The sequence below is a fragment of the Methanobrevibacter arboriphilus genome (assembly GCF_019669925.1).
GTDB lineage: Archaea > Methanobacteriota > Methanobacteria > Methanobacteriales > Methanobacteriaceae > Methanobinarius > Methanobinarius arboriphilus_A.
Genome location: NZ_AP019779.1, coordinates 2,180,890 through 2,196,810 on the forward strand (window position 1 = coordinate 2,180,890; position 15,921 = coordinate 2,196,810).

A 15,921-nucleotide genomic window follows, 5' to 3' on the forward strand; every position below is an offset into this window, starting at 1 on the left:
GTTTATAAGATAATTTTTTTATATTTAAAGATTTAAGCACTTATATAAAGAGATATATGATTTGATCAAATATAAGAAATTTTTATTTGGTTGTACTTTTTTGTTTTTGAAAAATCTCTTAGAAAGTTTTATTATTTATAAATTTTTAATATTACATTATATTTTATTATTTGTAAAGAATATTTGATTATTTATAAAGTGAAATTTATTAATGATTTTTTGTTATGGATAGTTTATTATAAGAGGTTAATAATTTATTATAAGAGGTTAGATTATGAAGAATAAAATAATTGTTATTACTATTATATTCTTGATTATTGTAATTAGTTTCACTGGATCTGCTTTTTCAAAAGAAATTGTTATAAATGAAACAAATTATCATGATTATTTTGATGATGAAGGACGTATACAAGATTTGACTGATGGCATAAGGAAAACGATACTTTAAAATTGTCTAACCTAGATAAAAAAACTATTATCCTAGATAAAAAATTAGTCATTGATAGAGAAAATAGTAAATCGATTTTTTCAAATGGTTATATTAAACTTATACAGGGTTCTGATGGTTCTGTAATTAAAAATCTTAATATTAATGGTGTTTATGATCCTTTTAAAAACTCACCCCAATCTGTATTGATTATTGAAAATTCTGAAAATAACATAATTCAGAAAATATTTTTTAATATAACTAGTAGCTTAGGGACTATTAGTAGTGTAAATTGTATTAATATTAAGGGGTATAGTGAAAATAACAAAATTTTAGATAATTTGATTTATTTTAATAGCTTGTCTGAAAGTCTTTATTCTTATGGAATATCATTAAGTTCTAATTACATTAAAAATACTTTAATTTCTGGAAATACGATTAATATGAGGTGTAAAAATTATGTTGCAGGTATTTCATCATCAGCTGAAAATACAACTATTGAGAAAAATAACATATCTTTATATTCTAATTTAATGTATGGAATTTACATAGAGGGATCTAGTGCAATATATACAAAGATTTTAAACAATAATATTGTAGCTAATGGTGAAATATTCTACTTAATAGAATCTTGGATGGGATCTAATACAACAATATCTAATAATGTTTTAACTGGTATTGGTAAAGGTGGGTTTGCTTATGCCGCGAAATTTTCTAAATATGATATAATTACGAGTAATATCATTACAGTTAAGGGAAGTGATGTTAGTAACATTGATTTTTCTAATAATGACGAAATAAAGGGGCATGGTGGTATTTATTATGCTGGTAACTCAGGATATGCAACTATTACTAATAATAAAATAATATCTTACTACAAAAAAGGAGGGGATTATGCTATAAAGTCAATATCAAGTTTAGATGGTGCAACATACACTATTATTGATAATTATTTATATTCTAATAATGGATTAAAAATTGGAAATAGCGCTTTATCAATGGACAAATTAGGAAATTATTTAAATAATGGTCCTCAAAGTGTTATAATATCTATTAATGATTTTAAAGGTTTTTATGGTAAATTTACTAAATTAACTGCTATTTTGAAGGATTCTCAGGGTAAAGCTATTTCTGGTAAGATTATTAAGTTTTATGTTAATAATAAATTTATTGGTCAAGCTATTACTAATGTTGCTGGTCTAGCTGCTTTTAATTATAAAGTTATGGGTGCTGGTAGTTTAACTGTTGGTGCAACTTTTGAAGGAGATAATTCTTATGTTAATTCAAGTAAGATTAGTAAATTGGCTGTTCCAAATTATAGTGTTCTAAAAATTAAGAATATTAAATCTGTTAAAAAAAGGATAGTTACTTTTAAAACTAATTTAGCTAATCTTGGACCAAGTAAATCTAGTTTCAAAGTAACATATAAATTATCTAAGGGTTTTACTTATAAAAAACCTAAAGTTTCTGTAGGTAGTGTTAAATTTAATAAGAAGACTCGTATTTTAACTTGGATTGTTAAGAACTTAAAGGTTCATAAAACTAAGTCTGCAACATTGACTATGAAATTAAAAGCTAAAAAAGGTAAATATACTTTAAAACCTATTGTTAAAAGTAATAATTCTTTAAAAGTGTCTTCAAATAATTTTTTAAAGAGCTTTAGTGTAAAATAAACAAATAAAATAAAAAACATAAAATAAAAAGCATAAAGTAAACGGCATAAAGTAAAAAGCATAAATTAAAAGGCATAAATTAAAAGGTATAGAATAAAAGGCATAAATTAGAAAGATGTTTGTTTGAAAGGGATATCAAAGAATCTGTTAGAAAATGGAATAAACAAAAAATTCTTAGTATAATTTAAAAATAGAAGGTTTTTTATGAAAAGTTTTTTGATAAATGAAATTAAAGGATATGTGGCAGAAAAAGGAAACAATTATTTTGATTTTTTAGATGGAAATGCTTTTAGAGAACCTATAATAGGTTTTGCATCTGTAAAAGATCCAATGTTTTATAGCTTTAAAGAGATAATAAAAGAATCTCATTTAACTCCCACTGAAGCTTATGAATTATTTTTTGATGGAAAAACCATTGATAATGGTACAGTGATCTCTATAGTTCTGCCTTTAAGTTATGAGATCATAGAAAGTAATAAAGAAAGAAAAATGCCTTCTAAAAAATGGATTTTAATGGGGTGTTTTGCAAAAGATTTCATTTCTGACCTTTCTAACTATATTGCTCATATTTTAAAAGAAAAAGGATATAATGTTGTTGATCCTTCTAGTCAAGAATTTTTTAAGATTGTCATTGATGATAATGCTTATTCAAATTGGTCTCAAAAACATATTGCTTATACTTGTGGATTAGGAACATTCTGTTTAAATGGAGGGTTTATCACTGAAAAAGGAAGAGCCGTTCTACTTTTATCATTTGTCACAAATTTAGTAGTTGAACCAGATATAATACCTTATGAAAATCGTACAGCTAACTGTTTACATTTTCATGATGAAAAATGTGAAGATTGCATTAAAAGATGTCCAGTAAATGCTCTTTCTGAAGATGGTATTGATAAGTTAAAATGTTTTGATATGTCTTATGGCAAAAAAGCAAAAAAACATGTGAAATCCCTTGGAATTGAAATAGAAAAGGCTTATGGGTGTGGTCTTTGTTTAGTGGGGGTTCCATGTGAAAGTGAAAATCCTGTAAAACAATAATAAGATCATAAGCTAACAATTAGGAGCTATTCTTAGAGAATATAGTTTTCGATAAAATTGAATAATGATTATAGGAAATAATAGAATAAAATGATTATATATGGGTATAATAGAATAATTATTAGAAATTTATTTATTTTGAAATTTAATAAATAATTTATTAAATAGAATGATCTATTAGATTTCAGTAATTAGTTCTGCTAGTTGTTCTAAGTTTCTTACTTCAAATAGCTCAGCACCAACGTCTTCATAGTATGAAACACAGCTGTCTGCAACATTCCATTTCTTTTTTTCTTCAGGGTTTAATATTAAAACTCTTTTTGATTTTTTAACCATATTTTCGATTATTTCCGCACTTTTTGGAATTTTTCCTTCTTTAGGACCTTTCCAATCCCTACAATCAGTTAAAATAAGAACATATGACTTACTATTCAGATTAGCTTTTTTTTCAAATTCAGTAAAAGCTGTAAACATATTGGATTTACCTTGAATCATGGAGTTTTCATGTCTTATTCTCATAACTTTTATAAATGCATCTTTCAAATCATTTTCAAATAATGCAGGAGTTATTTCAACAGTTTTATTGTCAAATTCATATGCTTCAGCTTTAGTAAATGAGTTTTTGGCAGTATAAACCATACAGAAAAACCACATGCTTATCCAATCACAGGATACACTTATATCACTTAAAAAATAGTGGTTATGTTTTTTGATCTTTGGTTTACTTTTCATGAGCTCTAATAAAGTTCCGCCGTGTTTCATGTTTTTCCTAATACTTCTTCTTATATCGGGTTTTTGCTTTTTAGCAATTTTATTTTGTCTAGATCTTTTAGTAGCAATTTTTTCACCTAATTTTTGACAAAGATCAACTAGGTCTACTTGAAGCATATTTAGGGTTGTTATGTCATTTTTTAAAAGTTCAGAATTTCCTTCTCTATCTCCATTGTTATTTATATCAGCTAGACTATTTTGAATGTAATTTATTCTGTAATTTTCTCCATCTTTTCCAGAATCATATCTAGAGACTCTTTTACTGCTTACAGAAACATTGTATGTTTTAAAAGGGGATTTTTTTCCAGCTGTTGAAAATTCCTTTTTTTCTGTATCTTCATTTTCTTCTTCAATAAAGAATTTTTCATAAACTATATCAAATTTTTTTCTGTATCTTTGATCTTTTAAATAAATAGCTGCTAATGCTTCTTGCAAGTTTCCATTGTTCTTATTTATTAATGGAGCAGCTTTACAAGCTAATTCAGTACTTCGAATACTAGCAGGAATTTCATTTTCCCTAAGTTTTGCTGAAAATTTAACTATATCTTTTATCATAATTTCTATTTTATTATAATGTTTGGTGTCTTAATTTATTTCTTATTATTTTATTATATTATCTTATTATCTTATATTATTATTTTATTACATATTTTATTATTTTATACTTTTTATCTTTTTTATTTTATTTTTATGTTTTTTCTGACTTTTTTAGCATCTTCTTCACTTTTTATTGCTACATTTAATGTTTTATCGAAGGATTCTTCATCTAATTCTTTTTTTCCAAGAATCATAAGACTTCTAATCCAATCTATTGTGGCTCTTATTGAAGGATTTTTACTAAGTTTAAGCTTTCTTATTCGTTGGGTTGTTTTCACAACACTTTTAATTAGTTTTTCAGAAGAGTCGGGAACATGAGATTTTACAATTTCAACTTCTCTTTCAAAATCAGGATAATCAATATATAAATACAAACATCTATCCTTTGTTTCATCAAGTAGCTGTCTTTGGGAATTTGATGTCATTATAACAAGTAAATCATTATTTAGATCAAATGTTCCTAAATCATTAACAGTTATTTGTTTTTCTCCTAATGCTTGAAGTAAAAAACTTTCTACTTCTTCATCAGCTTTATCAATTTCATCGATTAATATTACAGAAGATTTTTTGTTCATAAATGCAGATAGAAGAGGTCTTTTTATGAAAAATTCTTCTTTAAAAACATCCTCTTGGCTTTTATTTAATTTTGATATTTCAAGGCTTAGAAGTTGTTTTTGATAATTCCATTCTCCAACAATTTGTTCAAAAGTTATTCCTTCATAGCACTGTATTCTGAAAAAATCTCTTTCAAATGCATTTGCAATAGATTTAGCAAGCTGTGTTTTCCCTGTTCCAGGAGGTCCTTCAACTAAGATAGGTTTTTTAAGTGTAATAGCAAGAAATGTTACAGTAGATATATTTTCATTAGGAATATAATTATTTTCAGATAATTTTTCTTCAACACTATTTAGATCTAATTTTTTTGCCATTAATTAATCTCCAATTTATCTTCAAAGAAATACTCACTTTTTGTTTAATGATTTATTAGATTTATTAGATTTAATAATTATATTAAATTTTATTAATATTTTGTTATATTTTTATTTGATTTTGTTATAGTGTTTATGACTTTTCTTTAATTTCAATGAAAATTTGGATATTTTTCATTATAGTTAATAAAACACTTATTTTTATATACTATTTATGCTATATATTAATGTAAAAAGTTATAATGTATGTGATAATTATAATTATGTAATAAAATTATGATATTTAATTTTATTTTTAGTTTTATTTTTATTCATATTTTAATTTATTATTTTAATATTTATGTTTTGTATGTTTAAATTTTGGGGGGTGAATAAAATTTATACTAATATAAAAATTAATAAATATTTTATAAAATCTTTATTCTTTTTAACATTATTATTTGCGGTTGTTATTGCTTTTAGTGGTGTTTTATATGCTTCTAATAGTGTTATTATTAGTAATGATACTGATGTTGGTATAGGGGGTAGTCTTGGTAATGATACTATTATTTTAACTAATGGTACTTATTCTGGAGATAATAACACTAATATTGAGATTAGCAATAATAAGAATTTAATTATTCAAAGTCAAGATCCAAATAACAAAGCTTCTATTGATTGTCATGGAGCATGGTTTATTGAAAACAATGGAAATTTAACATTAGTAAATTTAATAATTAAAAATGCATATAGGAATTTTGGTGGGGCTATTAATAATTATGGACAATTAACCATAATAAATTGTACATTTGTAAATAATACTGCACATAATGGTGGTGTTATTAATGGTAACTGTAATTTATCTATTGTTAATTCTAGTTTTATAAATAATACTGCTATTGATGCTGGTGTTATTAATAGTTATAACTGTAATTTATCTATTGTTAATTCTAACTTTATAAATAATACTGCAATAAATGATGGTGGTGTTATTTATAGTGATAGAGGGGATAATTATATTATTAACTCTACTTTTACAAATAACACAGCAGGTAGAAATGGTGGGGTAATTGTAGATTTTTCTAATAATACTTTTATTTTTAATTCAATTTTCACTAATAATACTGCAAATGCTGATGGTGGTGTAATTATTAGTAGGGTATAATATTGCTATTATTAATTCTAGTTTTATAAATAATATTGCTATTGGTGATGGTGGTGTAATAAAATTTTTAGCAGATGAACCATCTATTTTGGACTGTATGTTTGCTAATAATACAGCAGGTAGAAGTGGTGGTGCAATTTGGGGTAATACAATTGTTGTTAACACTAACTTTATTAATAATACTTCATTGTATGATGGTGGTGCTATCTATTCAGTAAATTTAAATGTTAATAATTCAAGCTTTAGAATGAATAATGCTCTTAATGGTGGAGCTATATATGCTGGATATATTACTATTATTGTTGATTCTATTTTTAGAAGTAATAATGCATCTAATGGAAGTGCTATTTTTACTAATTATACTAATTATGATAATCCTATTAAAGTTATAAATTCTAGCTTTATCACTAATTCTGCTAGTTTTGGTGGTGCTATTTACAATAATGGTATATTAAATGTTAATCTTTCTAATTTTGTTTCTAATTTTGCTAGTTTTGGTGGTGCTATTTATAATGGGTATCATAATTATTTAACTATCAATGAATCAAGTTTTACTAATAATAATGCAACTTTTGGTGGGGCATTATATAATACTGGTAGTATTGATCTTTTAAATTCTAGTTTTACAAATAATGCTGCTATTGATGGTGGAGCTATTTATAATGATGATAGGTTATATATTATTAACTCTAGTTTTGTAGATAATATTGGGATAGCTAATGGTGGTGCTATTTTTAATAAGGATAATTATTCATCTATCAATTATTTTAACTCTATTTCAATCTTTAACTCTATTTTCATAAATAATACTGCACCAAACGGTGGTGTTGTTTTTAATAATTATAATGGTAGTGTAATTATTCATAATTCTAGCTTTATAGCTAATAATGCTAGTTTTGGTGGTGTTGTTTTTAATAATTATAATGGTAGTGTAATTATTGATAATTCTAGCTTTATAGCTAATATTGCTAATTATGGTGGTGCTATTTATAATAATGGCTTGTTAGATGATATTTTTAACTTGAATTTCACTGGTAATAATGCTATTTTTGGTGGTGCTGTTTTTAATAATTATAATGGCAGTATAAATATAGATAATTCTAACTTTTTTAATAATGTTGCTAGTTGGGGTGGTGCTATTTATAATAATGGTGTTTTAGAGCGTATTTTTTATATGAATTTCACTGGTAATAATGCTAATTCTGGTGGTGCTATTTATAATAATGGTGTTTTAGATTACATTTGGTATTGGAACTTTATTAATAATAATGCTAGTTTTGGTGGTGCTATTTATAATAATCGTAGTTTAGGAGATATTTTTTATGCTGATTTCACTGGTAACACTGCAATTTATGGTGGTGCTATTTATAATGAAGATATGTTAAATCTCACTAATTCTATGTTTAATTTCAATGTTGCTAGTTTTGGTGGTGCTATTTATAATAAATATGGAGCTAGCTTAGAAATCTTTAAGTCATTTTTTACTAGTAATAATGCAAGTCGTGGTGGTGTTTTTTATAATACTGGTATTTTAAATGTTTTAAATTCTAATATTATTAATAACACAGCTACTAGTGGTGGTGGTATATATAATGATTATGGAATATCACAGATTTTTGATTCTTATTTTGTAAATAACAGTGCAATTAGTGGTGGTGCTATCTATAATTATGATGGTAATTTAAATGTTACTAATACTAATTTTATAAATCATACTGCAATTTATGGAGGAGCTTTTTATAATAATGGAATTAGTAATTTAAGTATTATTACTTCACTTATTGAGGGAGGTAATGCTTCTACAGGAGGTGCTATCTATAATACAGCTAATACAGAAGCTAAAGGTTCTATATTCAGGTATAATAATGCTTCTAATGGGGCTGTAATATATAATACTAATCTTGTTGAACTTTTATCTTGCGATTTTAATTATAATAATGCTGCTTCTAATGGGGCTGTAATATATAATACTAATCTTGTTGAACTTTTATCTTGCAATTTTAATTATAATAATGCTTTTATTGGTGGAGCTATTTATAATACTGGTGTTGGTATTTTAAATATTTCTTATTCTTTTTTTATGAATAATCATGCTTTTAATGGAGGAGTTATTCATAATACTGATATTGGTACTGTTGAAATCCTGAATTCTCAGTTTGTAAATAATATTGCTATTAACAATGGTGGAGCTCTCTCTAATTATTATGGAGTTATTGAGATTATAGGCTCTTATTTTGTTTCTAATAGTGCATTACATGGAGGAGTTATTTATAATAATGGTTATTTAAGTATTAATAAATCTGATTTTGTATACAATAATGCTAGTATGGGCGGTGCTATTTACAATAATATTGATAACTTTAGTATTTTTGATTCTAATTTTAATTATAACCTAGCTAATATTGGCGGAGCTATTTATAATACTGGTAATAACTTTGTTACAAATAATTTAAAATTTGAATACAATAATGCTAGTAATGGTGCTGTTATTTATAATATAGCAGATAATATGATTATTAATAATAATAACTTCATAAATAATACTTCTAATAATATTGGTGGTGCTATTTATAATATGGGTAATTATTCATTTGTTAATTCTAACTTTGTAAGTAATTTTGCAACTGATTATGGTGGAGCTATTTATAATTATCTTGGTAATTTAACTTTTTATAGCTCAAATTTCACTAATAATGTGGTAAGTGATGGTTATGGTGGAGCAATATCAAATATCTGTAATAGTACCTTGAATATTATTGATTCAAATTTCACTAATAATAGTGCAAATAGTATGTATGGTATATATAGTAATGGACGAATCAGTTATGGTGGAGCAATATACAATGAAGAAAGTGCTTTAAATATTGATGATTCAAATTTCATTAATAATACTGCTGATAATGGTGGTGCTGTTTATAATCATGGTGGTAGCTTTATTGTTGTTGGGTCTTGTTTTACTGATAATCATGCTGTTTATGGTGGTGCTGTTTATGGTGATGGTGATAGTTTAATTATTGATGGTTCTAATTTCACTGGTAATGAAGCTTATGAGTCTGGTGGGGCTATATTTAATAAAGGTAATAATTTTTCTATTAATAGTTCAAAATTTATTTATAATAAGGCAAGTAATGGTGGAGCTATCTCTAATTATGATGGAAATCTCAATATAAATGATTCAAAATTCATAAGTAATGAAGCTTTATATGGTGGAGCTGTGTATAATAATGCTAATTTGAACATAAATGGTTCTAAATTTATTGATAATAATGCTTCTAGTGGTGGTGCTGTCTATAATTCTGGAAGTAATTTAAATATTAATAGTTCAGTTTTCACTAACAATAATGCTACTATAGGTGGGGTTATTTATAATATTGCTAATTTATCAGTTATTGATTCAAATTTCAATAATAATACTGCAGTAAATGGTGCTACTATCTTTAATGATAATGGTATTACTAATATTAATAATTCAAACTTTGTTAATAATATTGTTAATAATAGCGATATTTTGGGGAGTGTTATTGAAAATCTTAATGGTGTTTTAAGCATTGTTAGTTCAAACTTCACAGATAACAATGTCGAATATGGTGCTATTATTGTCAATTCAGATATTAATATTTTAAATATTAGTAATTCAAATTTTATTAATAACAATGCAACTAATGCTGTTATCTACAATCATAATGGTAGTGTTAATCTTAATAGTTTGAATTTTATTAACAATACTATATATCTTGGTGGAACTGTTTTTAATGATCTCAATGGTCTTTTAAATATTACTAATTCAATCTTTGAAAGTAATAATGCAACTAATGGTGGAACCATAATTAATAATGGTGCTTTGAATATTGTTAGTTCAAACTTCAAAAATAATCTTGTTGAATATTATGGAACTATCTTAAACACTGGTTTTTTATGTATTAATAGTTCTAATTTTATAAATAACACTGTTAAATATGGTAATGTTATATATAACGATTATAATGGTGTTTTATGTGTTATGAATTCTTTGTTTTTGGATAATGAGATAGTTAATAATTATATTATTTATTCAAAGAATACTTTTAATTTTATCAACAATACTGTTTATAATATTGATGATATTGGATTGTATATTGATAATATTAATAAAAATAGCAATATAACTGATAATAGATTCTTTATTACTATATTGAAGAATAATTCTTTAGTTAAACATGATTTAAGTAGTGGTAATTTTAATAATAATGTTTTCATAATACTTCTTAATGGTAATAATAACAGAATGAATGTGATAAATGCTGATGGTAACTATTATAATCTTGAAATTAATGGAAATAACAATCAAATTACTGACAGTCAATTTAATGGATATATTAAAAACATTGGACAAAATACCACAGTCAAAAACAACAATATAACAAACAATAATAATAAAATTGCTATTTGGAACAATGGAAACAACTTTAAAATAGAGAATAACAAATTCAAACTTAATAATAATGAAGGAATTTACATAGAGGGAATTAATGTAACTATAAACAATAATAGTATTGATGGTGGTTATAGAGCAATTATAAATAAAGGCATTAATACTAGAATAACCAATAATATAATTAATAATTGTACTATTGGTGTTGAAAATACTCAAAAAGTAAATATAACTAATAATAAAATCATTAATACTAAAAAAGGTATTATAGATACTGCAAATGCAAGTAACTTCCTTAAAAACAATATTAATGGTGGGGATTATGGTATAATCACTAGTGGGAACAATAATAATATTAAAGAAAATATTATTAAGAATAATAAAAATAGTATCACTATCAATGGTAACTATAATATTATTGGAAATAACAAATTAGATAAAAACACCAATACTATAATGATTAATGGTTATTATAACACTATATACCAGAATAATATTACATCTAGTCAAAAAACTATTTATATTAAAGGTAATAACAATAAAATACAATTTAACAAGCTCACTAAGAATATTGAGAATATAATAATTAATGGTAATATTAATGATATTTACAAAAATAATATTAGCAATGGTAAAAAAGCAATATATGTTAAGGGTAATTATAATATAATACAATCTAATTTTATTACTAAAAATACTGTAAATGATATTGTTGTTAATGGTAAATACAATAAGATTATTAAAAATAATGTGAGCAACAGTAAAAAGGCAATCCAAGTTATTGGAAATAGTAATATTATACAATCTAATAAGATTAATAAAACTGAAAATGGGATTATGATAAAAGGTTATGAGAACAGTATTAAAAGTAATACTATTGTTGGTAAAACAAATAGTAAAGGTTATGGAATTTACATTTATAAAAATAGTAAAAGGAATACTTTAATTAAAAATAATGTTTCTAACTTTAAAAGTGGTGTAGCTGTTTATAAAGGCCATAAAACTAATATTTTAAAGAAAAATACTATTACTAAAAACAATTATGGTTTAATAACTAGTCAAGAATTCAAAAACAAATCAAATAAAATAACAAAGAATAAAATAAATCAAAAAGTAGTTTAAAACATTAACATCGTATATTTTAATTGAGATTTTTTCTAGCTATGGAAAATTTTTCTTAATTATTTTATTATTTAATGGCTTAGTTTTTGAGTTTAAGGTTTTTAAAAGCTTTGTTTTATATTTTAGGCATATAATCATATAATCATATAATTATATAGTATAATCATTGGATAATAGTATAATCATTGTATAAATTATGAAAATATTATATTAAATATAACATATTAAAGCTAACTTTATTTATTTTAAATTTAAATGGAAATATTTATTAATATCATTGATTAAAATTACCATTGATTGAATATTATTATTTAATAAAATATTATTGTATACTAATGTATATTTCTATAAGATATTTAATGGGGTAATGTTGATGTCTAAATTTGCAAAGTTAATAATTATAATGGTAGCTGTGTTTTGTTTGTCGATGTTAATGGGTTCAGTGTCTGCTGCAGACCTAACTATAAATTCAAATACTTCTTATGAAGATATTGATTATTGGATGAATGATTATACTACTGTGAAAGGAAATAATCTAATTTTCAATGTTTCTAACTACGAATTATCCGATACCTTGTTAATAAGTAAATCTATCAATATTAAAAGTAATAAAAAAACTCAGATTAATTTTAATCAGAATAAAAATATGTTTAATATTACTGCAAATGAGATCACGTTCTCAGGTTTAGTTTTAAATCATAATGGTAAAGGGGTTTATAAATATCCTGTTTCTACAATTTTCGCACCTGTACCTACGAAAACAATCACTATGAAAGACACGTCTATTAATTTAAAAAAGGATTATATGAGTGCTATTTCTATTGGAACTGGAAAAATTAATTTTATTAACTCTAATATAAAAGGAAATGGAATATATAATTATGGAATAATATCTAATAATTTAGCTGTTAATTTTCAAAAAAGTTCAATCACATTTAATAAAAATTATTGCTCTGGAATTATGGTTTTAGCTATATTGGCTGGTGATTTTACAAATACTAAAATTTCTATGCAAAGTATTTCTGTGGGAGTTTCTGCTCCTGATTGGGTAGGTAACTTTATTAATAGTGAAATTACTGGAAAATCAGAATCTTATGGGATATCTGCTAAAAAGTGGAATGGGAAAATTTCTGGCTCTAAGATAATCTTTAGTGGTGCTAATTCAAATGGATTTATTTCTGATAATTCAAAAGGTTCAATTTATAAAAGTACTATTCATGCTAAGAAAGGAATAGCTGCATCTGTTTCTAAAAATGTTAAAGTTTCAGGATCTTCAGTAATATCTAAAAATGGATATCCTGGTGTTTACTATTTTGGCCCAAGAATGATCCCTTTAAAAGTTTCAAGTTCTAGTAAAAGTAGAGTTTATACTTTTAAAATAGGTAATATTGGTGAATCTAAATCTAAAACTTCTTACTTAAAGATATCTGCAGGTAAATTCAAAAAAACTATCAAAGTTAAAGGTGTAAATCATGGTAAAGTTATCACTGTGAAAATAACTCTTCCTGCTACTTATTCAACTTTTAAATATAAAAAAGCTGCAAATATGATTTTTTACAACTCAGCTGGTAAAAAAGAAGTTTCAAAAACTCTTTATTTCAAATTTTAGTACTATTTGTTAAGAGTTATTAATATATTTTTTTATAATATTTTTATATGTTATAATTTTTTTTATTTTTTTATTGTATAAATTAACTTAATTTTTAATATAACTTTTTTAGATAGATTTATATAATTTATTATCGAAATTATATATAGTATGATATTTTAAGTTGATATTTTAAGATAAATTATATACGTTAAAATAATTTATATTTTTAAAATAGTATTTTTATTGTTGAATAGGTTTTTTCATGATTTTTGGAGGTATGACTATTTTAGGCATTTCCAGAAAAATTATTTCAAATAAGTATAATATAATAGCTTTAGCTTTACTCATAGTTTTTTTTATGGGTGTATGTGTGAGTGAAACTAGTGCAGCTGATTCTACCACTAATTCAGCAGTTAAACCAAATAAAGTAAGTCAATCTCAGGTTTTATCTGCTAGTAAAAATCTCAAGACCTATATTGAAAAGAATAAAAAGCTACCAAATTATATTACTATTGGAAATTGCAAATATTCTATGGAAGAATATATGTCTATTTCTTCAGCTACAATTGTTTATAAAAATAAGAAATCAAAATCAAATATTGTGGTTAAATATGGTGTTAAAAGCCCAAAAAGCCCAACTGGAAGTTCTATTTCTGGAAAACTCACGAAAAAGCAATATTCTACCTATGCATCAAATGTAAACAGATATATTAATAAATATAATATTGCACCTAACTATGCTAGTACTAAGTTAGGAAAAATCAAATTTCAAACATTTATCTATGGTAATAGTAAAATATTAGCTTGGTCTAAAGATAATAAAGGTATTTTACCAAATACTTTAACTTTAAAAGTATCTAAAACTCATTCTATGAATAGGTATGTTCCTAAGTTCCCAAAAAATACTATAACTCCCGTGACTCCGAATAATAAAACTCCTACTCAAAAAAATTTATCTATAACTCAAATTTTAAAAGCATCTAAACAAGTTAAGAGTTATGTTGAGATGAATAACTCTCTTCCATCTTCTGTTTTAATTGATGGGAAACAATATTCTATGTCTGAATTTTTATATTTATTATCTTATGCAATCGTAAATATTAATAAGGGAAATAAGGGAAATATTACTCCCATCTCAGTTAAAGCACCTAGCTATCCAAATGGAAATTTTACCTCTGGTAATTTTCAAAAAGGAGAGTTTGTAATATTAGCTAATAATGTTTTAAATTTTATAAATACAAATAAACAAGCTCCAAATTATGCTAATTCTAAGCTTGGAACTATAAAATTCCAATCTTTAGTATATGAATTTTCAGGAATATTAGATTTTGTTGATTCTAATGGTAGTCTACCTAATAATTTAACTATAAATATTTCCACGAATCCTTTAACAGGAGGAAGTAATTCATCTAACAACACAAATGGTACTTATGATCCTATTGGTGATGGATTTATTATTATTAATAGCTCTAATTATACTTGTGGTCCATTGTTGGTTAAATATAATGATAAATATTTAATTAGCACTGGAAAATGTAGTTGTGGAGTGATAGGGGACTATTATTATCATAATTCAACCTTTAAAAATTATTGTCCATTTTGTAAAAAAGATGGTTGTATGATTTATGAAGAAGGTCCTACGTGCCCTGAAGGAATGTGGGTTTGTACTATATGTGATGCAGATTTTTGTCTAGTATCTGGTAAAGAACATATTAATGGTTCTACTAAGTATTTAACAAAAACAGAATATAATGCAAGTCAATATACATCTAATACATATATTACAAGTACCGATCAATTAAAAGATAACACTTCAGGAATTAAGGATAATGCTAAAGACAATATTATTAATGATACTATTATTAATGATAGTATTGTTGATGATAATTATTCTAATGAAACTAATGAAAATTTAACCGATAATAGTACTAATATATCTAATTCTTCTGAAGATAGTATTGATAATAATACTATTATTAATAATACTATTATTAATAATACTATTATTAATAATAATATCATTAATAATATTGATATTGAAAATTTAAGTAATATAGATAATATCAATCAATTAATTTCTAAAGAAGAAGATGTTTTTTGATTTAATGAGTTTAATTTAATGTTTAATATAGAAAAAGTTTATTTTTTAATCTTACTCTTTTATTTACTATCTTTTTAATTTTTTATTATATTACTTTTTTTAATTGTTTAGTCATTT

The 15,921-nt window shown here is 24.3% G+C and carries 9 protein-coding genes; 7 read left to right on the forward strand and 2 right to left on the reverse strand.

Features of this window, described 5'->3' with window-relative positions; genetic code table 11:
• The first annotated feature begins 274 nt into the window (after positions 1 to 274).
• The 3 genes from MarbSA_RS09535 (at position 275) to MarbSA_RS09545 (ending at position 3,138) form a co-directional block, all read left to right on the forward strand.
• On the forward strand, positions 275 to 448 hold the full coding sequence (locus tag MarbSA_RS09535; RefSeq protein ID WP_156314677.1) for a hypothetical protein: 174 nt from the start codon (positions 275 to 277) through the stop codon (positions 446 to 448).
• Between the two features lie 2 nt (positions 449 to 450).
• On the forward strand, positions 451 to 2,100 hold the full coding sequence (locus MarbSA_RS09540; RefSeq protein WP_221061504.1) for a DUF11 domain-containing protein: 1,650 nt from the start codon (positions 451 to 453) through the stop codon (positions 2,098 to 2,100).
• Positions 2,101 to 2,304: 204 nt separating this feature from the next.
• Positions 2,305 to 3,138, forward strand: coding sequence for a hypothetical protein (locus tag MarbSA_RS09545; RefSeq protein ID WP_221061505.1), 834 nt, complete (start codon positions 2,305 to 2,307; stop codon positions 3,136 to 3,138).
• Between the two features lie 177 nt (positions 3,139 to 3,315).
• Here the strand turns inward: MarbSA_RS09545 and MarbSA_RS09550 are convergent, their stop codons facing one another.
• Complete coding sequence (locus tag MarbSA_RS09550) at positions 3,316 to 4,464, reverse strand: VWA domain-containing protein (RefSeq protein ID WP_221061506.1); 1,149 nt, start codon at positions 4,462 to 4,464, stop codon at positions 3,316 to 3,318.
• A 122-nt stretch (positions 4,465 to 4,586) separates the two neighbouring features.
• Positions 4,587 to 5,435 (reverse strand): AAA family ATPase, encoded by an 849-nt coding sequence (locus tag MarbSA_RS09555; protein WP_042703559.1) that lies wholly within the window; start codon positions 5,433 to 5,435, stop codon positions 4,587 to 4,589.
• Positions 5,436 to 5,802: 367 nt separating this feature from the next.
• Here MarbSA_RS09555 and MarbSA_RS09560 point away from each other — a divergent pair, with 367 nt between their 5' ends.
• The 4 genes from MarbSA_RS09560 (at position 5,803) to MarbSA_RS09575 (ending at position 15,804) form a co-directional block, all read left to right on the forward strand.
• Complete coding sequence (locus tag MarbSA_RS09560) at positions 5,803 to 6,579, forward strand: hypothetical protein (protein WP_221061507.1); 777 nt, start codon at positions 5,803 to 5,805, stop codon at positions 6,577 to 6,579.
• A 97-nt stretch (positions 6,580 to 6,676) separates the two neighbouring features.
• Positions 6,677 to 12,112 (forward strand): beta strand repeat-containing protein, encoded by a 5,436-nt coding sequence (locus MarbSA_RS09565; RefSeq protein WP_244987901.1) that lies wholly within the window; start codon positions 6,677 to 6,679, stop codon positions 12,110 to 12,112.
• A 373-nt stretch (positions 12,113 to 12,485) separates the two neighbouring features.
• Positions 12,486 to 13,721 (forward strand): hypothetical protein, encoded by a 1,236-nt coding sequence (locus MarbSA_RS09570; RefSeq protein WP_221061509.1) that lies wholly within the window; start codon positions 12,486 to 12,488, stop codon positions 13,719 to 13,721.
• Positions 13,722 to 13,965: 244 nt separating this feature from the next.
• The gene (locus MarbSA_RS09575; RefSeq protein WP_221061510.1) at positions 13,966 to 15,804 is read left to right on the forward strand and encodes a pseudomurein-binding repeat-containing protein; all 1,839 of its coding nucleotides are present in this window, start codon (positions 13,966 to 13,968) and stop codon (positions 15,802 to 15,804) included.
• Positions 15,805 to 15,921: the final 117 nt, after the last annotated feature.